Source organism: Caballeronia cordobensis (genome assembly GCF_001544575.2).
Lineage (GTDB): Bacteria > Pseudomonadota > Gammaproteobacteria > Burkholderiales > Burkholderiaceae > Caballeronia > Caballeronia cordobensis.
The window spans coordinates 269,283-290,118 of the sequence record NZ_FCNY02000001.1 but is presented as its reverse complement, the minus strand read 5'-3'; the positions used below and the strand labels follow the sequence as shown (position 1 = coordinate 290,118).

The 20,836-nt window shown below is 63.7% G+C and carries 21 protein-coding genes; 7 read left to right on the top strand and 14 right to left on the bottom strand.

The window, feature by feature from the left end; genetic code table 11:
• Positions 1 to 29: 29 nt before the first annotated feature.
• On the top strand, positions 30 to 860 hold the full coding sequence (mutM, locus tag AWB70_RS01270; RefSeq protein WP_053567376.1) for a bifunctional DNA-formamidopyrimidine glycosylase/DNA-(apurinic or apyrimidinic site) lyase: 831 nt from the start codon (positions 30 to 32) through the stop codon (positions 858 to 860).
• A gap of 6 nt (positions 861 to 866) precedes the next feature.
• Positions 867 to 1,928: an A/G-specific adenine glycosylase gene (mutY, locus tag AWB70_RS01265; protein ID WP_053567377.1), complete on the top strand. Its 1,062-nt coding sequence runs from the start codon at positions 867 to 869 to the stop codon at positions 1,926 to 1,928.
• 2 nt (positions 1,929 to 1,930) lie between these two features.
• Here mutY and AWB70_RS01260 read toward each other — a convergent pair whose 3' ends face one another.
• The 12 genes from AWB70_RS01260 to kdsD form a co-directional block, all read right to left on the bottom strand.
• Positions 1,931 to 2,563, bottom strand: a complete 633-nt coding sequence (locus AWB70_RS01260; protein ID WP_053567595.1) for an LON peptidase substrate-binding domain-containing protein — start codon at positions 2,561 to 2,563, stop codon at positions 1,931 to 1,933.
• A 59-nt stretch (positions 2,564 to 2,622) separates the two neighbouring features.
• Complete coding sequence (rapZ, locus tag AWB70_RS01255) at positions 2,623 to 3,495, bottom strand: RNase adapter RapZ (RefSeq protein ID WP_053567378.1); 873 nt, start codon at positions 3,493 to 3,495, stop codon at positions 2,623 to 2,625.
• A gap of 81 nt (positions 3,496 to 3,576) precedes the next feature.
• Positions 3,577 to 4,545: an HPr(Ser) kinase/phosphatase gene (gene hprK, locus AWB70_RS01250; RefSeq protein ID WP_008351692.1), complete on the bottom strand. Its 969-nt coding sequence runs from the start codon at positions 4,543 to 4,545 to the stop codon at positions 3,577 to 3,579.
• A gap of 185 nt (positions 4,546 to 4,730) precedes the next feature.
• On the bottom strand, positions 4,731 to 5,186 hold the full coding sequence (gene ptsN, locus AWB70_RS01245; RefSeq protein WP_045451816.1) for a PTS IIA-like nitrogen regulatory protein PtsN: 456 nt from the start codon (positions 5,184 to 5,186) through the stop codon (positions 4,731 to 4,733).
• A 32-nt stretch (positions 5,187 to 5,218) separates the two neighbouring features.
• The gene (locus tag AWB70_RS38145; RefSeq protein ID WP_143281592.1) at positions 5,219 to 5,443 is read right to left on the bottom strand and encodes a hypothetical protein; all 225 of its coding nucleotides are present in this window, start codon (positions 5,441 to 5,443) and stop codon (positions 5,219 to 5,221) included.
• A 151-nt stretch (positions 5,444 to 5,594) separates the two neighbouring features.
• Positions 5,595 to 5,954 carry a ribosome hibernation-promoting factor, HPF/YfiA family gene (gene hpf, locus AWB70_RS01240; protein ID WP_014190335.1) on the bottom strand — a complete coding sequence of 120 codons (360 nt, stop codon included), beginning with the start codon at positions 5,952 to 5,954 and terminating at the stop codon, positions 5,595 to 5,597.
• 184 nt (positions 5,955 to 6,138) lie between these two features.
• Positions 6,139 to 7,656, bottom strand: a complete 1,518-nt coding sequence (locus AWB70_RS01235; RefSeq protein ID WP_045450299.1) for an RNA polymerase factor sigma-54 — start codon at positions 7,654 to 7,656, stop codon at positions 6,139 to 6,141.
• A 156-nt stretch (positions 7,657 to 7,812) separates the two neighbouring features.
• On the bottom strand, positions 7,813 to 8,580 hold the full coding sequence (gene lptB / locus AWB70_RS01230; RefSeq protein WP_085952622.1) for an LPS export ABC transporter ATP-binding protein: 768 nt from the start codon (positions 8,578 to 8,580) through the stop codon (positions 7,813 to 7,815).
• Positions 8,581 to 8,591: 11 nt separating this feature from the next.
• Positions 8,592 to 9,257, bottom strand: a complete 666-nt coding sequence (lptA, locus tag AWB70_RS01225) for a lipopolysaccharide transport periplasmic protein LptA (RefSeq protein WP_053567379.1) — start codon at positions 9,255 to 9,257, stop codon at positions 8,592 to 8,594.
• A 29-nt stretch (positions 9,258 to 9,286) separates the two neighbouring features.
• On the bottom strand, positions 9,287 to 9,889 hold the full coding sequence (gene lptC / locus AWB70_RS01220) for an LPS export ABC transporter periplasmic protein LptC (RefSeq protein WP_014190339.1): 603 nt from the start codon (positions 9,887 to 9,889) through the stop codon (positions 9,287 to 9,289).
• 4 nt (positions 9,890 to 9,893) lie between these two features.
• Positions 9,894 to 10,433 (bottom strand): KdsC family phosphatase, encoded by a 540-nt coding sequence (locus AWB70_RS01215; protein ID WP_053567380.1) that lies wholly within the window; start codon positions 10,431 to 10,433, stop codon positions 9,894 to 9,896.
• Complete coding sequence (gene kdsD / locus AWB70_RS01210) at positions 10,433 to 11,416, bottom strand: arabinose 5-phosphate isomerase KdsD (RefSeq protein ID WP_014190341.1); 984 nt, start codon at positions 11,414 to 11,416, stop codon at positions 10,433 to 10,435. Before kdsD ends, AWB70_RS01215 begins: the two co-directional genes overlap by 1 nt.
• A gap of 158 nt (positions 11,417 to 11,574) precedes the next feature.
• On the opposite strand from kdsD, the gene AWB70_RS01205 reads away from it, so the two are divergent.
• The 5 genes from AWB70_RS01205 to purU are packed head-to-tail and all read left to right on the top strand — an operon-like array spanning position 11,575 to position 16,549.
• Positions 11,575 to 13,569: a monovalent cation:proton antiporter family protein gene (locus AWB70_RS01205; protein ID WP_014190342.1), complete on the top strand. Its 1,995-nt coding sequence runs from the start codon at positions 11,575 to 11,577 to the stop codon at positions 13,567 to 13,569.
• A 60-nt stretch (positions 13,570 to 13,629) separates the two neighbouring features.
• Positions 13,630 to 14,196: an adenine phosphoribosyltransferase gene (locus AWB70_RS01200; RefSeq protein WP_014190343.1), complete on the top strand. Its 567-nt coding sequence runs from the start codon at positions 13,630 to 13,632 to the stop codon at positions 14,194 to 14,196.
• A 1-nt stretch (position 14,197) separates the two neighbouring features.
• Positions 14,198 to 14,812: a LysE family translocator gene (locus tag AWB70_RS01195; RefSeq protein ID WP_053567381.1), complete on the top strand. Its 615-nt coding sequence runs from the start codon at positions 14,198 to 14,200 to the stop codon at positions 14,810 to 14,812.
• Between the two features lie 10 nt (positions 14,813 to 14,822).
• A complete protein-coding gene (locus AWB70_RS01190; RefSeq protein ID WP_053567382.1) occupies positions 14,823 to 15,656 on the top strand; it encodes an NUDIX hydrolase in 834 nt (277 codons plus the stop codon).
• Positions 15,657 to 15,679: 23 nt separating this feature from the next.
• Positions 15,680 to 16,549 (top strand): formyltetrahydrofolate deformylase, encoded by an 870-nt coding sequence (purU, locus tag AWB70_RS01185; RefSeq protein WP_053567383.1) that lies wholly within the window; start codon positions 15,680 to 15,682, stop codon positions 16,547 to 16,549.
• 71 nt (positions 16,550 to 16,620) lie between these two features.
• On the opposite strand, the gene AWB70_RS01180 is transcribed toward purU, so the two are convergent.
• Both AWB70_RS01180 and uvrA read right to left on the bottom strand, forming a co-directional pair.
• Positions 16,621 to 17,712: an AI-2E family transporter gene (locus tag AWB70_RS01180; RefSeq protein ID WP_053567384.1), complete on the bottom strand. Its 1,092-nt coding sequence runs from the start codon at positions 17,710 to 17,712 to the stop codon at positions 16,621 to 16,623.
• Positions 17,713 to 17,828: 116 nt separating this feature from the next.
• Positions 17,829 to 20,702 (bottom strand): excinuclease ABC subunit UvrA, encoded by a 2,874-nt coding sequence (gene uvrA, locus AWB70_RS01175; RefSeq protein WP_014190348.1) that lies wholly within the window; start codon positions 20,700 to 20,702, stop codon positions 17,829 to 17,831.
• Positions 20,703 to 20,836 lie beyond the last annotated feature (134 nt).

Below are 20,836 nucleotides of genomic sequence, written 5' to 3'. Positions count from 1 at the left end.
CTCGCCCCAGCAAGACTCTCTCCAGAAAAATGCCCGAACTGCCGGAAGTCGAAGTCACCCGCCGGGGAATCGAACCCTACGTCGCCGGAAGGCGCGTCGAGCACGTCGATGTGCGCACGCCCGCGCTGCGCTGGCCCATCCCGAAGCATCTTCCGAAGACGCTCGGTCATCTTAAGATCGACAAGGTCGAGCGGCGCGGCAAGTATCTGCTGTTCGAAACCGTCGAAGGCTGGCTGATCGTGCACCTCGGCATGACGGGCACGCTGCGCGTGCTGCGGCACGTGCCGAAGCCGCCCGAGGCGGCGAGGCACGATCACGTCGATATCGTGTTCGACGATTTCATCCTGCGCTTTCGCGATCCGCGGCGCTTCGGCGCGATCCTCTGGCATCCGCGCGCGGACGGCGACGTGCTCGATCATCCGTTGCTCGCGACGCTGGGCGTCGAGCCGTTCTCACCGGAGTTCTCCGGCGCGCTGCTGTTTCGCGAGACGCGCGGACGCAAGGTGTCGGTGAAGCAGGCGCTGCTCGCGGGCGGCATCGTCGTGGGCGTCGGCAATATCTATGCGTCGGAGAGTCTGTTTCGCGCGGGCATCAGGCCGACGACCGCCGCGGGCCGCATCTCGCTCGTGCGCTACGACCTGCTCGCGGACGCCGTGCGCGTGACGCTCGCCTCCGCCATCGAAAAGGGCGGCAGCACGTTACGCGATTTCGTCGGCAGCAACGGGGAGTCGGGCTACTTCCAGCTCGACTATTTCGTCTATGATCGCGCGGGCCTGCCGTGCCATGTCTGCGGCACCGCCATCAAACAGATCGTTCAAGGGCAGCGCTCGACTTACTTTTGTCCGCGCTGCCAACGCTAATTTCCGATGCTCGCTCTCACTGATTTTTCCTCGCGCCTCATCGCGTGGCAACGCATTCACGGCCGTCACGACCTGCCGTGGCAGAACACGCGCGACGCGTATCGCATCTGGCTTTCGGAGATCATGCTGCAGCAGACGCAGGTCTCGACCGTCATTCCGTACTACGCGCGTTTTCTCGAACGCTTTCCGACGGTGACGGCGCTCGCCGATGCGCCCATCGACGACGTCATGGCGCTCTGGGCCGGCCTCGGCTACTACTCGCGCGCGCGCAATCTGCATAGCTGCGCGAAGGCCGTCGCGCACGAGCACGGCGGCGCGTTTCCGCAAACCGTCGACGACCTCGCGATGCTGCCCGGCATCGGGCGCTCGACGGCGGCGGCGATCGCGTCGTTCGCTTTCGGCGCGCGCGCGACGATCCTCGATGGCAACGTCAAGCGCGTGCTCGCGCGCGTGTTCGGCGTCGAGGGCTTTCCGGGCGAGAAGAAGGTCGAAAACGCGATGTGGGCGCTCGCCGAATCGCTGCTGCCCGACGCCGCGCACAAGGACGACGTGACCGCGTACACGCAAGGACTGATGGACCTCGGCGCCACGCTTTGCGTGCGCGGCAAGCCGGATTGCGCGCGCTGCCCGTTCGCATCGGACTGCGTGGCGAAGATCGAAGGGCGTCAGCGCGAGTTGCCTGCCGCGCGCCCCAAAAAGGCCGTGCCGACGCGCAAGACATGGATGCTCGTCCTGAAGGACGGCGATTCGATCCTGCTTCAGAAGCGTCCGGCAATCGGCATCTGGGGCGGGCTGTGGAGCCTGCCCGAGGCCACGGACGAGGCTGCGCTCGCCGAAGTCGCGCTGAATCTCGGCGCCGATGCGCAGTTGGAGCGGCTTGCGCCGCTGTCGCATGCGTTCACGCACTTCAAGCTGGATATCGAGCCGCGGCTGGGCGTTGCGCGCCATGCGCCGCGCGAGCTGGCGAGCACCGAAACGGTCTGGGCGCCGCTCGCGAAAATCGATGCCTACGGCGTGCCGGCTCCGGTGCGCAAACTGATCGACGCGCTCTCGGGCTCGCTCATTTAAGGCTAAAGCAACTGGTGGTGCTGCATATAGTGATGCACCACGTCGATGCGCGCGCCGGCGTCCATCAACTCCATGAGTTTCTGGCGGGCGCGCATGGGAATCGGCAGGATTTCGGCGAGACGGTTCGACACCCACGTCGGGTCGTCATAGAGAAACGGTTCGACGAAAGGCAGGTTCTGCGGCTCGCGTTCCTTGATCGTGTCGACGATCCGTTCCAGCACTTCCGCGCACGCGCCGAACTTGGCGAGCGTCTCGGCGCCTTGCAGCGGCTGATCCTCGCCGAGCAATTCCGCCGTGCCGACGAGCAGATTGCTCGGCTCCACGCGATGATCCGTCAGCCTGAAGCGTGCCGTCCCGCGCGCCTGCACGAGCAGCAGACCGAAGGTATCGACATCGCATTCCGAGATCTCGGCAAGACAGCCGATATTCTCCGGCACGGACGGATCGCCCGGCGACGCGACCTCGTGCCCGCTCTTCAGCAGGCACACACCGAACGGCGTCTGTTCGCGCAGGCACTCGCGCGCCATGTCCAGATAGCGCGCCTCGAAGATCTTGAGCGGCAGCAGGCCACCCGGAAACAGCACGGTGTGAAGCGGGAACAGCGGCAAGTCGGACAAAACCGGATTTGCGGACATCGCGCCCCTCCAGAATGGACCGCCGGCGCGGCGATCGGGTTCGCGCGTGAACCGCGCCGTCATCCAGCGAGGATGGGCGCGTCACGATGCCGCACGATCACATTTGCCGTCTCGCAAAAGCGCGCGGCGAGCGCCTCTGCGATGAACACCGAGCGATGCTGGCCGCCCGTGCAGCCGATCGCGACGGTGAGATAGCTACGATTGTCGTCGCGAAAACGCGGCAGCCATTTGCCGACGAACGCGCCGATGTCGTCGATCATCTCGCCGACCAGCGGCTGCGCGTTGAGAAAGTCGATGACCGGCCGGTCGAGACCCGTGAACGGGCGCAACTCGCGATCGTAATACGGGTTGGGCAGCGTGCGCACGTCGAACACGAGATCGGCGTCGAGCGGCACACCGCGCTTGAAGCCGAACGATTCGAACATCAGCGTGAGGTCGGCGGCGTCGGTCTCGACAAAGCGCTTGACCCACGCGCGCAGCACGTTCGCGCGCAGATTGCTCGTGTCGATCTGATGGCCGAACTCGGCGAGGCCCGCGACCAGTTCGCGCTCGCGTTCGATGGCCTCCGCGAGCGAGTTCAGCACGCCGACGTCGGCTTCGTGCTTCGGCGGTCCGGAGAGCGGATGACGCCGGCGCGTTTCCGAGAAGCGCTGAATGAGGGACTGCGTGCTCGCGTTGAGGAACAGCACGCGCAGATCGTAATCGTGCGAGAGCGTGTTGATGATGGCGGGCACTTCGTCGAGCAGAAGGCTCGAACGCGCGTCGATCGCGACGGCGAGACGCGTCTGGCCTTCCTTCGCGAGATAGGCGGCGAGCTCGGGCAGAAAACGCGGCGGCAGATTATCGACGCAGTAATAGCCGCCGTCTTCCAGGGCGTTCAGCGCTACGGACTTGCCGGAACCGGAGATGCCGGTGATCAGAATGATACGCATGGGTCTTCGGAGTTCGCTTTCCCTTAGCTTAGCACCTGCGCCCGATTCGTTTCGGCACGCGCAACGTCTTGCCGCGCGCGCTCAGATCAGCTTGCCGGGAAACTGGCTGTCGGGATCCTGCATCGCAAGGCGTTGACGATCCATGAAGTCGCGCAAGGTATCGATCCCGCGCAGTTGCAGAATCGTGTTGCGCACGGCGGCTTCGACCAGCACGGCCAGGTTGCGGCCCGCGGCCACTTGAATCGTCACTTTGCTGATCGGCAGGCCGAGCACGTCGACAGTCTGGCTTTCGAGCGGCAGGCGCTGAAATTCGCCGTCCGGCCGCCGCACGAGCTGCACGATCAGCTTGAGCTTCATTTTCCGGCGCACGGCCGTTTCGCCGAAGATCGTCTTGATGTCGAGCAGCCCGAGGCCGCGCACTTCGAGCAGGTTTTGCAGGAGCGGCGGGCAGCGGCCTTCCACGAAGTCGGGACCGAGGCGCACGAAATCCACGGCGTCATCCGCAACGAGACCGTGACCGCGACTGATCAGTTCCAGCCCGAGCTCGCTCTTGCCGAGGCCCGAGTCGCCGGTGAGCAGCACGCCCATGCCGAGAATGTCGATGAACACGCCGTGCAGCGTCGCGCGCGGCGCGAGTATGCGCGACATGTACGCGCGCAGGCTGTCGATGACGGCGGCGGCGGACATGCGTGTCGTGAACAGCGGCGTGGATGAGCGCGTGCAGCGCAGGACGAGTTCCGGCGGCGCGCCGACTTCGCCCGCGACCACCAGAAACGGCGGTTCGAGCGCGATCAGCTCGGCCATGTGGCGCGAGCGGTCTTCATCCGATTGACGTTGGTAGTAGTTGATCTCGGCGTCGCCGAGCACCTGGATACGGTTCGGGTGAATCAGGTTCAGGTGGCCGACGAGGTCGGCGCTCGATGTCGCGTTCGCGACCGTCTCACTCGAAAAACCGCGCTCCCAACCCTCGTGCCCGGTGAGCCAGCTGAGCTTCAGGGCGGCGGCGTTGTCGTCGAAAATGCTTTGGGCGTTGATGCTGGACGTATCCATGAGGCCGGAACTCCGTTGGAAGCCGGGAGCAGCCTTCGCGTGCGGACGAAGCGGGTTGCTTCACTCTTTCGCATGGCGCTGCGTTTGACCGATTGTGCCCCAGAAGCCTTGCGTAAGCGAGGCGCGCCGGGCGCGAAAGCCGCGCGGGCGCGCCTCGGGCGCGATTCGCTATGTCCGGGCGGCTATCACGGTTGCCATTGCGTGAGCACTTGATAAAGCGCATCACGATCTTCTTCCTTGTGCAGACGCTCGCGCGCCTCGCTGTCGGACAGCAGCTGCGCGATCTCCGAGAGAATTTCCAGATGCTGTTGCGTCGCCTGTTCGGGCACGAGCAGGAAGATCAGCAGGGAGACCGGCTGGCCGTCGGGCGATTCGAACGCGACGGGTTCGGCGAGGCGCACGAAGGCGGCGAGCGGTTGCTTCAGCCCCTTGATGCGGCCGTGCGGAATGGCGACGCCCTCGCCGAGGCCGGTCGAGCCGAGGCGCTCACGAGCGAAGAGATTGTCGGTGACGATGCTGCGGGCGATGCCGTTCTGGTTCTCGAAAATCAGGCCCGCTTGCTCGAATACGCGTTTCTTGCTTGTAACGGACAGTCCGAGAACCACGTTCTCGATGGGAAGAAATTTGGCTAAACGATTCATGTTGGCAGGCTGATGCGTGGCCTGATAGCTCCTCATCGTGGCCGCTGTCTGAAAGCGCTCACGGCGATGGTGAAACGAAAAGTGCGCTGGCGGCGTTTTTCCTGCAGCGTGCGTTCGTAACCGAAATTAACCGGACCATTATAGAACAGCGCACCGTTCGATGGTGCGCCGCGCCATTGCCGCGTCGTCGATCCAATGTGCAGGACAAAGCCCTGAAAATCAATGGCTTGTGCCTCGCTACGGCGAAAATCCAACAAAAAAGCCGCCAGTCGGGGCGGCTTCGGTTCCGTGCATGCTTTCGTTGACCGTTTTCGGATAGTCGAGGACTTCCTCGAATCATGCCCGCCGTCCCGTGGCGGCGGGTCTCGCTGTCATCCGTCGGTGAGCGCCAGCATGCGAGCAGCGCGTTCAGGGCGACGGCGCTTCCAGTTCCTGCGGTTCGCCACGGTACTTCACGGATTCGTGAGCGTGGCCCTGAATCTTGTCCTTGTGCTTGATGACTTGCCGGTCCAGCTTGTCGACCATCAGGTCGATCGCCGCGTACATATCAGCGTCACAACTCTCGATGAAAATGTCCTTGCCCTTCAGGTGCAGGTTGATTTCCGCCTTCTGCCTCTTTTCCTTTTCCCTATGATTGTCGACCGAGAGGACAACGTTGCCGTCGATAACTTGATCGAAATGACGGAGCACCCTGTCCAGCTTCGTGATCACGTACTCGCGCAACGCAGGCGTCAATTCGAGATGGTGTCCACTGATCTTCAGATTCATAGTTGCTCTCCAAGCTGATGGCCGTTAGATCACGTCGGCTCGTCCGATACCGGTCGGCTGTGCTTCCCGTCTGCGCGTCAACCTGACGCGGCTGAAAAACGGGATGCAGCGGCCGGCACGTCCGCGCTTTCGCAATGCGGCCGGTAAACGCCCACCGCAACACGCGATGGACTACAGAGACGGGTCATAGAGACTTGCGCAGATTCACTGCGGGGATCCTGAGGGCTTCGCGATACTTGGCGACGGTGCGCCGCGCGACCACGAATCCTTGCTCCGCCAGCAGTTCGGCGATGCGGCTGTCTGAAAGAGGAGTTTTGGTGTCTTCCGCTCCTATCAGTTGCTTGATGAGTGCGCGGATCGCCGTTGACGATGCCGCGCCTCCTGTGTCGGTCGAAACGTGCGATCCAAAGAAGTACTTAAATTCAAGCGTCCCGAATGGGGTGAGCATGTACTTGCCTGTGGTCACACGAGAAACCGTCGACTCGTGTAATCCCAGCGTATCAGCAATCTCCCGCAAAACCAAGGGCCGCATGGCGATTTCGCCATGTGCAAAAAAGTTCTTCTGACGCTCCACGATCGCCTGCGCGACGCGCAGGATCGTCTCAAACCTCTGCTGAATATTCTTGATCAGCCAGCGTGCTTCCTGGAGCTGCTGACGCAGCGAGCCACTGCCGGGATCGCCCCGGTTGTTGCGCAGAATGTTCGCGTACAAATGATTGATGCGCAGCTTCGGCACGATTTCCGGATTGAGCTCCGCCGTCCATCCGCTCGCGGTCTTTCTCACGAGAATGTCCGGCACCACGTAGTCCGCTTCGCTCTTGCCATACGCCGCGCCCGGAAACGGCTCCAGCGACTTGATCAGCAAATGCGCGTCCCGGAGGGAGTCGTCGCTCGCCTTGAGTTGCTTACGCAGACGCGTGAAGTCGCGCGCCGCGAGCAATTCCAGATGATTCATGACGATCTCGAGCGCGAGCGTGCGCGTGGGCGAGCCGTCGAGCCGCAGCAATTGCAGCTTCAGGCACTCCGACGCCGAGCGCCCGCCGACGCCGGGCGGATCGAAACTTTGCAGCAATGCGAGTGCCGCGCTGAGTTCTTCGATCTCGACTTCGAGTTCTTCCGGCAGATCGGTTTGCACCTCGTCGAGCGACGAAGTCAGATACCCGTCCTCGTCCAGCGATTCGATCAGGAACGTGACGAGCGCGCGATCGCGCTGATTCGCCGCAGTCATGCGCAACTGCGCGGTCAGATGGTCGCGCAGCGTCGTGGTCGATTCGTGGATTTGCAGCGGCGGGAGATCGTCGTCGTCGGACGCGTTGTTCGCGCGGCCATAGTCTTCGAGATTCCACGAACTGGAATCCTGTCCGCTATCCGAACCCAGCCCGTTGTATTCGTCGACGCCCTGCGGCTCGCTGCTTTCCGAACGTTCGGAACTCGACGTGGACGATGTCGAGCCGTTGCTCATCATCGGCTCGGAAGGCGTGCTGGGCGCACCTTGCTGCGCGATCAGCGAGCCGTCGGCGGCCACGCGCAGCGGGCTCGCGATCCAGTCGTCGTCGTTCTCGAGCAGCGGGTTCTGGGCGACGGCCATCGCGACTTCCTGCTGCAGTTCGAGCGTAGACAACTGCAGCAGCCGGATCGACTGCTGCAGTTGCGGGGTCAGCGCAAGATGCTGCGAGAGGCGGAGTTGGAGGCTGGCTTTCATGGCAAAGTTTTAATCATTGTAGAGAGTTTGCCACGCGCGCGAAACCTCGCGGGGATTCCAAAAAAGCCGTGCCGCCCGGAAGAGGCGGCACGGCTTTTTTTGCGTTTCGGCGTGGTGCGGCGCACGATGCGCGCCGCGACGTTGCACTGCGCGGGATCACATGCGGAAATGTTCGCCGAGATAGACGCGCCGCACGTTTTCGTTCTCGATGATCTCGCCGGGCGCGCCCGCCGCAAGCACGGAGCCGTCGCTGATGATGTACGCATGATCGCAGATGCCGAGCGTCTCGCGCACGTTGTGGTCGGTGATCAAGACGCCGATGTTGCGCTGCTTCAGAAACTTCACGATCTTCTGAATTTCGAGCACGGCGATCGGATCGACGCCCGCGAACGGTTCGTCGAGCAGAATGAAGCTCGGATTGGTCGCGAGCGCGCGCGCGATCTCGACGCGCCGGCGCTCGCCGCCCGAGAGCGACAGCGCCGGGTTGTCGCGCAGATGGGCGATCTGCAATTCGTCGAGCAAGGCTTCCGCGCGCTGGGTTATGGCGTCTTTGGACAGGCGTTTGCCGGCCTCGTCCGTTTGCAACTCCAGCACGGCGCGAATGTTTTGTTCGACCGTGAGCTTGCGGAACACCGACGCTTCCTGCGGCAGATACGACAGGCCGAGGTGCGCGCGTTCGTGGATCGGCAGAAGGCTGATCGAATTGCCGTCCAGATCGATTTCGCCGGCATCGAGCGGCACGAGTCCGACGATCATATAGAACGACGTGGTCTTGCCCGCGCCGTTGGGCCCGAGCAGTCCGACCACTTCGCCGCTCTTCACGTCGAGCGACACGTCCTTCACCACGGTGCGTGACCCGTAACGCTTCTTCAGATTGCGGACGACGAGTGAACTGGACTCGCCTTCCGGCTTGCGGTGGGGCATGGCGGGCGAATTCACTGCTGCGGCTGTCCTTGAATGGTGTTCGACGGAGTGAGCGTGGCGGGCGCGCCGTTCAGCGGCGCGGCGCCGCCGGAACGCGGCGCGAGCATCGCGCGCACGCGCCCGCTCGGATTGCCGGGACCGGCCTGGTCCTTGCCCGCGCTTGCCGTGTAGAAATCTTTCTGACCGTCGTAGGTGATCACGCTGCCGTGCACTTCGTCCTGCACTTTCGTCAGGCCTTGCAGACGGCGCACGACGGCGCGCGTCGTGAGCTTGGTGAAGTCGTTCTTGCCGTCGTAGTCGATGCGCACGGCGTTGCCGTCGATATATTCGTCCACGCCGTCGCGCTTCTGGCGGAAGTACGAGAGGGTGTTGCCGCTCGACGTGCCTGTCGCGTATTGATAGCCCTGCGGGTCTTGCGTGACCTCGACGCGATCCGCCTTGATCATGATCGTGCCCTTGGTCGCGACGACGTGACCGGTGAAGATGTTCTTCTGGTTGAGGTCGTCGTAGGACATGTTGTCCGCTTCGATGTTGAGCGGCTTGTCGCGGTCCGCCTTTTCGGCGTGCGCCGGCAGCGCGACGAGCGCCACGGCGATGGAGAGCGCGGCCGCGAGTCCGGTCCGCGCGGGCGTTGCGCGCGCAGGACCGCCATCGGGACGAGGGAACCTTTCGTTCATGCAGTCACAATTGGATGGGAGTGCCGGGGTTATTTGGACGATCCGCCGTTGATATCCGTGGCGGCGATCGCGCCGCGCACGTTACCGAAGAGCTTCATTACCCGGGTCACGTTGTTGTAGTTCATGCCGTCGGCCGTCATCACGGACGGGCCGCGCTGAAGTCTAACCGGTTTTTCCGTTTCGATGACATCGTCGTTCACCAGCACGCGAAAATGCTGCGAATCCGCCTGCATCTGCGGATCTCCGTAACCGGCCGCGCGCAGGATGCGGGCGTCGTCGTAGAGATCGACGATCGAGACGTCGCCGTTGACCGTGCCGCGCAGCGCCGTGGCCGTGACGGTCGGCTTTTGCGGCTGGAACATGCGGATCGCGGGCAGCGTCAGATCGCTGATTTCGTCGTCTTCGTAATGCACCATCGACTTCGCGGTCAGACGATATTGCGTCGAACCGGTCGCGTCCAGCTCGGACACGGAAAAGTTGTTCGCGAAGTAGTCGGGCGTGTGGCGCTTCTCCGGCGTCGGCGCCTGCTGGGCCGGGGGCAGGGTGGCCTGCAAGAGCCAGTACGTGATGCCCGCGAGCGCGGCCATTGCGAGGAGCGGCAAAAGCGAGGCGAGGCGGCCGGGACGGTGCATGCCTTCAGCCTCCGAGCGCCGCGGCGAGCAGCGCATCGTAACGGTGCTGCGCGCGCAGGATCGCGTCGCAGACTTCGCGCACCGCGCCGTGGCCGCCGCGCGCTTCCGCGACCCAGTGCACGCGCTGGATCACTTCCGGATGCGCGTTCGCGGGCGCGGCCGCGAAGCCGCAGCGGCGCATGACCGCGAGGTCGGGCCAGTCGTCGCCCATGTAGCCGCATTCGTCGGCGGCGATGCCGGTGGTTTTCAGCAGTTCGGCGAGCGCGACGGTTTTGTCCGAGACGCCCTGAAAGAGATGCGTGATGCCCAGCTCGCGCGAGCGCGCCGCGACGATGCCCGATTGCCGTCCCGTGATGATCGCCGTCTGCACGCCGACGGACTGCAGCATCTTCACGCCGTGGCCGTCGAGCGAATTGAACGATTTCATCGTGTCGCCGTCGGCGGAGAAATAGAGGCTGCCGTCGGTGAACACGCCGTCGACGTCGAACACCATCAGCTTCAGCCGGCTCGCGCGCTCGGCGGCGGTGGGAGGCGTGTGCGCCATCAGATTACCTTCTTGGAGAAGAGGTCGTGCATGTTCAGTGCGCCGATCAAAGTGGCGTCGGCATCCACGACCAGCATCTGATTGATGCGATAGCGCTCCATCAGTTCCACGGCCTCGACCGCCAGATGGTCCGGCGCGATCGTGCGCGGATTACGGGTCATGACATCGGCGAGCTTCAGCGCGCGAAAATCGCCGTCGCGCTGGAGGATGCGGCGCAGGTCGCCATCGGTGAAAATGCCGTGTACGTGGCGATTTTCGTCGATGACGGCCGTCATGCCCATGCGTTTGTCGGTGATTTGGAAGAGCGCGTCGGAAACGGTGGCGTCGAGCGGCACGACCGGCACTTCGTCGCCTACGCGCATCACGTCGCGCACGTAGGTGAGCAGGCGCCGGCCGAGCGCGCCGCCCGGATGCGAGCGCGCGAAGTCGTCGGGGCCGAAGCCGCGCGCATCGAGTACGGCAACGGCGAGCGCGTCGCCGAGCGCCAACGCGGCGGTCGTGCTGGCCGTGGGCGCGAGATTCATCGGGCAGGCTTCTTTTTCGACGCGCGCGTTCAGGTGCATGTCCGCCAGTTGCGCGAGGCTCGATTCGGGACGGCCGGTGATTGCGATGAGCTTTGCCCCGAGTCGCTTGATGAGCGGCAAAATGGCAACGAGCTCTTCCGTTTCGCCCGAGTTGGACAGCGCGATGAAAATGTCGTCGGCGGTGACCATGCCGAGGTCGCCGTGGCTCGCTTCCGCCGGATGCACGAAAAACGCCGGCGTGCCCGTGCTGGCGAGCGTCGCGGCGAACTTGCGCGCGACATGGCCCGACTTGCCGATGCCCGACACGACCACGCGGCCGCGGCAGCCGAGCAGCGTTTCGACCGCGTTCGTGAAGTTTTCGTCGAGGAGTTCGGAGAGCCCGCGAACGGCGTCGGCTTCGATCTGAATTACGTTGCGAGCCAGCGCCAGTGCCCGGTCGCCATTGATTTTCGCTATCATTCGCGGAGTATAGCAAAGGCGATTCCGAGCCGCCCCCGCGGGGACCCGGTGCGCCGCCGCCTATCCGCCCCCGCAAGCCCTGTCGTCAGGGGCCATTTTCAAGATGCCGGAGCGCGCGAGCAGCGCCTCGGAAACTGACGAACGAGGACGCTAGACGGATGACTTCTCCGCTCGAACTGACGCTCTTGCTGCTGCTCTGCTCCGTGGCAGGCGTCGTCGTATTCCGCTATTTCAATCTGCCGCCGATGCTCGGCTATCTGGCGGTCGGCATCATCGTGGGCCCGCACGCGGCGGGCATCGCGCCGGACGCGGATCAGGCGCAGCACCTCGCCGAATTCGGCGTCGTCTTCCTGATGTTCTCCATCGGGCTCGAATTCTCGCTGTCGAAACTGCGTTCGATGCGGCGCATCGTGTTCGGCCTCGGCGCGAGCCAGGTCGCGGCGACCATCGCGCTCTCGATGCTGTTCGGCTGGATCGCGAACCTCTGGACCGAGATGTCCTGGCAGGCGAGCTTCGCGCTCGGCGGCGCCATGTCGATGTCGTCCACGGCCATCGTCAGCAAGCTGCTCGCGGAGCGGCTCGAACTCGAATCGGAGCACGGGCGCAACATCTTCGGCGTGCTGCTCTTCCAGGATCTCGCCGTGGTGCCGCTGCTCATCATCATCGCGGCGTTCGGCAACGGCCAGTCGTCGCAGCTCGCGATGTGGCTCGGCATCGCCGCCGTGAAGATCGTCGTCGCGCTGACGGTGCTGCTGTTCATCGGCCAGAAATTCATGACGCGCTGGTTCGATCTGGTCGCGCGCCGCCGCTCGCAAGAGCTCTTCATGCTGAACCTGCTGCTGGTGACGCTGGGCGCGGCGTTCATCACCGACAAATTCGGCCTGTCGCTCGCGCTCGGCGCGTTCATCGCGGGCATGCTGATTGCCGAAACGCCTTACCGGCATCAGGTGGAAGAGGACATCAAGCCATTTCGCGACGTGCTGCTCGGCCTCTTCTTCGTGACGACCGGCATGCTGCTGAACCCGCGCGTGATCTGGGAGCATCCGTTTCTCGTGCTCGGCTTTTTCGTCGTGCCGATCCTGCTCAAGGCGGTGATGATCACCGGCCTTGCGCGGCTCTTCGGCGCGTCGCCGGGCGTCGCGATGCGCACCGGGCTCGGGCTCGCGCAGGCCGGCGAATTCGGTTTCGTGCTGCTGAACCTGATACTCGATTCGCATCTGGTGAATCCGACGGTCCTTCAGGCGATGCTTTCCGCGATGTTGCTGTCCATGCTCGCCGCGCCGTTCATCATCCAGAATGCGGACCGGATCGTGCTGCGGCTTTCCTCGACGGAATGGATGCTGCAATCGCTGCAAATGACGAAGATCGCGACGCAAAGCCTCAAGCAGAGCGGCCACGTCATTATTTGTGGCTACGGCCGCGCCGGGCAGAACCTCGCGCGCATGCTGGAGCAGGAAGGCATTTCCTATGTCGCGCTCGATCTCGACCCGGACCGTGTGGCGGCGGCCGCGGCGGCGGGCGAATCGGTCGTGTTCGGCGATGCAGGGCGGCGCGAGTCGCTGCTCGCGGCGGGTCTGCATCGCGCGGCGACGGTCGCGATCACCTACGCGAACACGCCTTCCGCGATGCGCGTGCTGCACAACATCCACGAGCTCGCGCCGACGCTGCCCGTGATCGTGCGCACGGTGGACGACGCCGATCTCGAAAAACTCACCGCGGCGGGCGCGACCGAAGTGATTCCGGAAATCGTCGAGGGCAGCCTGATGCTCGCGTCGCACACGCTCGTGCTGATGGGCGTGCCGATGCGCCGCGTCGTGCGGCGCGTCGAGGAAATGCGCGACGCGCGCTACAGCCTCCTGCGCGGGTATTTCCGCGGCGCCGACGACCTCGACGACGACGATGGCCACGAGCAGGTCCGGCTACAATCCGTACCGATCGACGCGAATTCCGAAGCCGTCGGGCATTCGCTCGACGATCTCGGGCTCGTCGGCAATGGTGTCGAAGTGACCGCGATCCGGCGCCACGGCATCCGGGGTGTCGCACCGGACCCCGACACCAAGCTGCGCGCGAACGACATCGTCGTGCTGCGCGGCCTGCCCGAAGTGTTGGCGCTTGCCGAGGAACGGCTCTCGCGCAACCGCCGGGCAGCGTAATTTCCTCTTTTTGTCACCAAGGCGAACGCGCGGCCTCACGGCGCGGACTCCGGAGAAGTCATGTCCATTACCCCATCGAACGCTCAGCTCGACGCCGCGCGTTTCATCAAGGAGCGCGTGCGCACCGTCGAAAACTGGCCGCAGCCCGGCGTGCAGTTCCGCGACATCACGACGATCCTGCAAGACCGAAAGGCGCTGCGCCTCCTGATCGACCTGTTCGTGCAGCGTTATATCGATGAAAACGTCAACGTGATCGCGGGCATGGATGCGCGCGGCTTCATCATCGGGCCGATTCTCGCGTATGAACTGAGTCTCGGGTTCGTGCCGATCCGCAAGAAGGGGAAGCTGCCGTACAAGACGATCTCGCAGTCGTATGACCTGGAATACGGCAGCGCGACCGTCGAGATTCACGAGGACGCCTGCAAGCCGGGCGATCGCGTGGTGATCGTCGACGATCTCGTCGCCACCGGCGGCACGATGATGGCCGGCAAGATCCTGCTCGAGCGTCTCGGCGCGGAAGTGGTCGAGGCGGCGGCGATCATCGATCTGCCGGATCTCGGCGGCTCGAAGCTGCTGCGCGACAACGGCGTGCCGCTCTATACCGTGTGCGAATTTGGTGGACATTGAGATGCCGAACTTCCTGCTCTTTCTCGCCGCATCCGTCGCGATCACGGTCGCGCCCGGCCCCGACAACCTGCAAGTGCTCGCGCGCGGCATCTCGCAAGGGCGGCTCGCGGGCGTGGTCGCGGCGCTCGGCTTCGCGTTCGGCGTGATCTTCCACACGACGCTCGCCGCGTTCGGCATCGCGGCGCTGCTGAAGTCGTCGCCGGTCGCGTTTCAGGCGGTGAAGCTCGCGGGCGCGGCGTATCTCGTGTGGATCGGCATCAAGGCGCTGCGCAGCCACGGTCTCGCGACCGCGCACGCGCGACCGAGCCAGCCGCTTTCGACCGTGTTCCGGCAGAGCGTGATCGGCAACATGCTGAATCCGAAAGTCACGCTGTTCTTCATCGTGTTCCTGCCGCAGTTCGTCGATCCGCACGGCGCGCAAAGCGTCATGTTGCAGATGTTCGAACTCGGCGGCCTTTTCATGCTGCAGACGGTCGTCGTGTTTTCGGCGTTCGGCATCGGCGCGGGCATGATCGGCGTGTGGCTGAAGCGCCGTCCGCGCGTCGGCGTGTGGCTCGACCGGCTCGCGGGCGTGACGTTCATCGCGCTCGGCATTCGCGTCGCGCTGCGCGACTGAGGTTTCGCCGATGACATTGCCCGCCATCGTCGCCGCGCGCCGTTTCGACGCGGCCGCCCACGCGCCGTTTTTCATCGACGACGAGCGCGTCGGCTGGATTCGCCGTTCCGATCTCGATGCGCTGCGCCGCTGGCCTTTTTTTGCGATCGACGATGCCGTGCGATTGCACATGGAAAGCGTCGAAGCGCGCACCGAAGCGCTCCGCGAAGTCGTCGCCGTGCTGCACGCCGAAGGCAAGATTCCCGGCTGGCGCGACGAGATCTACGCGATCCGCAATCGCTTTGACGCGCCGCCGCTCGCGTTCATCGAGCGCGCGGCGTCGCGCTTTTTCGGCACGATGACCTACGCGGTGCATCTGAACGGCATCGTAAAATATCAAGATAGCGCGCCGCAGTTGTGGATCGCGCGCCGCAGCGACACGAAGGCGACCGATCCCGGCATGCTCGACAACGTCGTGGCGGGCGGTATCGGCTGGGGGCTGGACCTCATGCCGACGCTCGTGAAGGAGTGTTGGGAAGAGGCCGGCATGAGCGCCGAACTCGCTTCCACGGCGACGCCCGGCGGCACGTTTCACGTCCTGCAGACGCTGCCCGAAGGCACGCAGGCCGAGCAGATTTTCGTTTTCGACGTCTCGCTGCCGCCCGATTTCACCCCGCGCAATCAGGATGGCGAAGTCGGCGAGCACCGCCTCGCGCGCATCGAGGACGTCGCGCGCTGGATCGAGGAGGGCGCGCTCACCGTCGACGCGAGTCTCGCCACGCTCGATTGCATGCTGCGCCATCGGTGGCTCGACGAAGACGCGTGCGAAGGCATCGCCGCGCTGTACGAGCCGCCGCACATCTAAAAGAACCGAACGAGGACAGGGTCATGTCGACCGAACATAGTTTTTACCTGAAATTGTCGTGCCCGGACCGCCCGGGAATCGTGCATGCCGTGTCGGGCTTTCTGTTCAACCTGGGCGCGAATATCCTCGACTCCGCGCAGTTCGGCGACAGCCGCACCGGCGAATTCTTCATGCGCGTGCACTTTCAGGAAGTCGGCGGCGATCCCGGCATCGATGCGCTGCGCAAGGCTTTCGCCGATCTCGCCGAGGAATTCGGCATGCGCTGGGAGTTGCACGATGCATCGGTGAAGCCGCGCGTCGTCATCATGGTGTCGAAGATCGGGCACTGCCTGAACGATTTGCTGTTTCGCTATCGCACGGGCCAGTTGCAGATCGAGATTCCGGCGATCATCTCGAATCACAAGGATTTCTATCAGCTCGCCGCGAGCTACGACGTTCCGTTTCACCATCTGCCGCTGTTGAAGGCCACGCCGGAAGCCAAGGCCGCGCAGGAAGCGCGCGTGCTGGAAATCGTCGATCAGCACGACACCGATCTCGTCGTACTCGCGCGCTACATGCAGATTCTGTCGGCGAACATGTGCGAGAAGCTCGCGGGCCGCGCGATCAACATCCATCACTCGTTCCTGCCGAGCTTCAAGGGCGCGAAGCCGTACTATCAGGCGTTCGACCGCGGCGTGAAGCTGATCGGCGCGACCGCGCATTACGTGACCTCGGATCTTGACGAAGGTCCGATCATCGAGCAGGAAGTGGAGCGCGTCGATCACAACATGACGCCGGATCAGCTCACCGCGATCGGCCGCGACGTCGAGTGCGTGACGCTCGCGCGCGCGGTGAAATGGCACGCGGAGCATCGCATCTTGCTGAACGGGCACAAGACCGTCGTGTTCCGTTGAGCCTGTACACTTTCTGAAGCCTCAAAAGCAGAACGCCCGCGCAAGCGGGCGTTCTGCTTTCCGGCCAGCGCTCAAACGAGCCGCAGATAAATCAGCTCGCGCTTGATATACGCGTAGAAAATCGGCGCGGCGATCACGCCTGGAATGCCGAACGCGGCCTCCATCGCGAGCATCGCGAGGAGCAGTTCCCACGCGCGCGCCTCGATCTGTCCGCCGATGATGCGCGCGTTCAGGAAATACTCCAGCTTGTGGATGAGGGTCAGAAACGCGAGCGACGCAACCGCCGTGCCGAACGACACTGACAGCGAAATGCCGACGATGATCGTGTTGGAGATCAGATTCCCGATCACCGGCATCAGTCCGACGATGAACGTGATGAGCACGAGCGTCTTGGAGAGCGGCAGCTTCTCGTGAAAGAGCGGCAGCGCGACGAGCAGATACAGCGCGGTGAAAACGGCGTTGATCGCGGAAATCTTGATCTGCGCGAACACGATGCGGCGAAACGCGTCCGAGAAGCGCGACACGCGGGCGACGAGCGCGGTCGAAAGCGGCAGACGGTGATTCGACTGCTTCGGCGCACTGACCGCGATGATCGCACCGATGATCATGCCGATCAGGATATGGCCGAAGCCGCGCGCCATTTCCTTGCCGCCTTGCTGCAGCATCTCGGCGTGCCTGTGCATCAGGTCGGTCGCCTTTTCCTTCATCTGGATGGAATCGACGGGCAGGTAGTTCGCGATCCAGTCCGGCACGGAAAGACGCGCGCTCGACGTGATGCTCATGAGTTGATCGAGCAGTTTTTGCATGCTCGGGAAATCGTGCTCGAAGTGCTCGATCGTCGCGACGGTCGCGCCCGTGAGCCCGCCGACGATGATCGCGGAGATCAGCCCGACCGAAATGAGCCGCGCGCCCTTGCTGACGACGTGGCGCTCGATGACCGGCGCGATCATGTGCGTGAGCTGATACACGAGCATGCCGGCCAGCATCCCGCCGAGCAGTTGCAGCCTGAGCGTGAGATACAGCGCCAGCAGCGCGAGCAGGTAGCTGCCTATTTCCACCGCCGACAGTTTGGGCGAACTCATGTCGCTCGTCAGCCTGACATGGCGAGTAGGCAAGTCCCGTACTCGCCCTTCCTCATTGGCCGCTTCGTTGCGCTTCGCCATGACTGCGTTCCTTTCCCTGCTGCATACGACAGTTATTCGTGCCGCGGCGTGCGCGGCGCATTCGACAGTCCGGTTGGCGGCATCCGGTTCCCGGTTCCCGAGTCCGGGGCCGCGGATCAGGCCGCCGATTTAGCTCGTTGCAACAAGGGTGCCAGATATCTGCCGGTAAAGCTCGCCTTCGATTTCGCGACCTGTTCGGGCGTCCCCTGCGCAATGATCTGCCCGCCGCCCGCGCCGCCTTCCGGACCGAGGTCGATGACCCAGTCGGCGGTTTTGATCACGTCGAGATTATGCTCGATGATTACGACAGTATTACCCTGATCGCGCAGCCGATGGATCACTTCCAGCAAAAGTGCGATGTCGTGAAAGTGCAGACCGGTGGTCGGTTCGTCGAGGATATACAGGGTCCGACCGGTATCGCGCTTGCTCAGTTCCAGCGAAAGCTTGACGCGCTGGGCTTCTCCGCCCGACAGCGTGGTCGCCGACTGACCCAGCCGGATATAGCCGAGACCGACGTCGAGCAGCGTTTTCAGCTTGCGCGCGACTACCGGCACCGGCTTGAAGAACTCGTGCGCGGCCTCGACCGTCAGGTCCAGCACTTCGCTGATGTTCTTGCCCTTGTACTGCACTTCGAGCGTTTCGCGGTTGTAACGCTTGCCGTGACATACGTCGCAGGGCACGTAGACGTCCGGCAAAAAGTGCATTTCCACCTTCAGCACGCCGTCGCCCTGACACGCTTCGCAGCGTCCGCCCTTCACGTTGAACGAGAAGCGGCCGGGATCGTAGCCGCGCTCCTTCGCCGCCGGCACGCCCGCGAAGAGTTCGCGGATCGGCGTGAAAAGGCCGGTGTAGGTGGCCGGATTCGAGCGCGGCGTGCGGCCGATGGGCGACTGATCGACGGCAATCACCTTGTCGAAGTGTTCCAGACCTTCGATCGACTCGTACGGCGCGGGCTCCGTCGACGAGCCGTACAAATGCTGGGCGACCGCGTGCTGCAGCGTGTCGTTGATGAGCGTGGACTTGCCCGAGCCGGAGACGCCCGTCACGCAGGTCAGAAGCCCCACCGGGAGATCCAGCGTCACGCGCTTCAGATTGTTGCCGTGCGCCTCGGCGATGCGCAGCATGCGCTCGTCCGGCGCGGTGCGCTCGGCGGGGTAGCTGATCGTGCGCTTGCCGGACAGATACTGGCCGGTGATCGAATTCGCGTCCTTCTGCACTTGAATGGGCGTGCCCTGCGCGACGATCACCCCGCCGTGCTCGCCCGCGCCCGGCCCCATGTCCACGACGTAATCGGCCATGCGGATCATGTCCTCGTCGTGCTCGACGACGATCACCGAATTGCCGATATCGCGCAGATGCTTGAGCGTATTGATGAGCCGGTCGTTATCGCGCTGATGCAGGCCGATGGACGGCTCGTCGAGCACGTACATGACGCCCGTGAGCCCCGAGCCGATCTGCGACGCGAGCCGGATGCGCTGCGCCTCGCCGCCGGAAAGCGTCTCGGCGCTGCGTTCCAGCGACAGATAATCGAGCCCGACATTGTTCAAAAAGGAGAGCCGCGCGACGATTTCCTTGATGACCTTGTCGGCGATTTCGCCTTTCGCGCCTTCGAGCCGCAGGGTCTGAAAATAGCCGAGCGCGTCGCGCAGCGGCCAGCCGCTGATTTCGTAGATGCCGCGCGCCTGATCTTCCGCGCCGACCTTGACGAAACGCGCCTCGCGCCGCAGACGCGTGCCTTCGCACGCCGGGCAAGGCTGATTGTTCTGATACTTCGCGAGCTCCTCGCGCACGGCGGCCGAATCCGTTTCGCGATAGCGCCGCTCCAGGTTCGGGATGATGCCTTCGAACGCGTGCTCGCGCACCGAAGCGCGCCCGCGCTCGTTGATGTACGAGAACGGAATCGACTGCTTGCCCGAGCCGTACAGCAAGGTCTTGCGCACTTTTTCGGGCAGATCCTCGAACGGCGCGTCGATATCGAATTCGTAGAACGCCGCGAGACTCTGCAGCATCTGAAAGTAGAACTGGTTGCGCCGGTCCCAGCCTTTCACCGCGCCCGCCGCGAGCGACAGCGACGGATGCGCGACCACGCGCTTCGGATCGAAGAACGTGATCTGGCCGAGGCCGTCGCATTCGGGGCACGCGCCCATCGGATTGTTGAAGGAGAAAAGGCGCGGTTCCAGTTCCGGCAGCGAATACGAGCAGATCGGGCACGCAAACTTGGAACTGAAGAGCTTTTCCTTCTCCGTGTCCATTTCGAGCGCGATCGCGCGGCCATCGGCGAGGCGCAGCGCGGTTTCGAACGATTCCGCGAGACGCTGCTTCACGTCCGCCCGGACTTTCAGGCGGTCGATCACGACATCGATCGTGTGCTTGTCGTTCTTTTTCAGCTTGGGCAGCGAATCGACTTCATAGATTTTCGCCACGCCCTCGTTCGCTGTGCCGCCGCCCGAGCGAATGCGAAAGCGGATGAAACCCTGCGCCTGCATTTCCTCGAACAATTCGACATGCTCGCCCTTGCGATCCGCGACGACGGGCGCGAGGATCATCAGCTTCGTTTCCTCGGGCAGCGCGAGCGCGGCGTCGACCATTTGCGAGACGCTTTGCGCTTCGAGCGGAATCAGGTGATCCGGGCAATACGGCGTGCCGACGCGCGCGTACAAAAGACGCAGATAGTCGTGAATTTCCGTGACGGTGCCGACGGTCGAACGCGGGTTATGCGAAGTGGCCTTTTGTTCGATGGAAATGGCCGGCGACAAACCTTCGATCAGATCGACGTCCGGCTTTTCCATCAATTGCAGAAATTGCCGCGCATACGCCGAAAGACTTTCCACGTAACGGCGCTGGCCTTCCGCGTACAGCGTATCGAACGCGAGCGACGACTTGCCCGACCCGGACAGCCCCGTGATCACGATCAGCTTGTGGCGCGGCAAGTCGAGATTGACGTTCTTCAGATTGTGGGTGCGGGCCCCACGAATGCGAATTTCTTCCACGAGTTGGTTCCGGCGTTTTTTCGGATGCTTTCGGGTGTTTTCAGCGGCTTTTTTCCCGTCCCGGCAGGGCGGGTTGCCTGCGCCGGGCGGAAAGGAAGGGGGCCAAACCTGCTACTATAACGACTTTTAAAGGG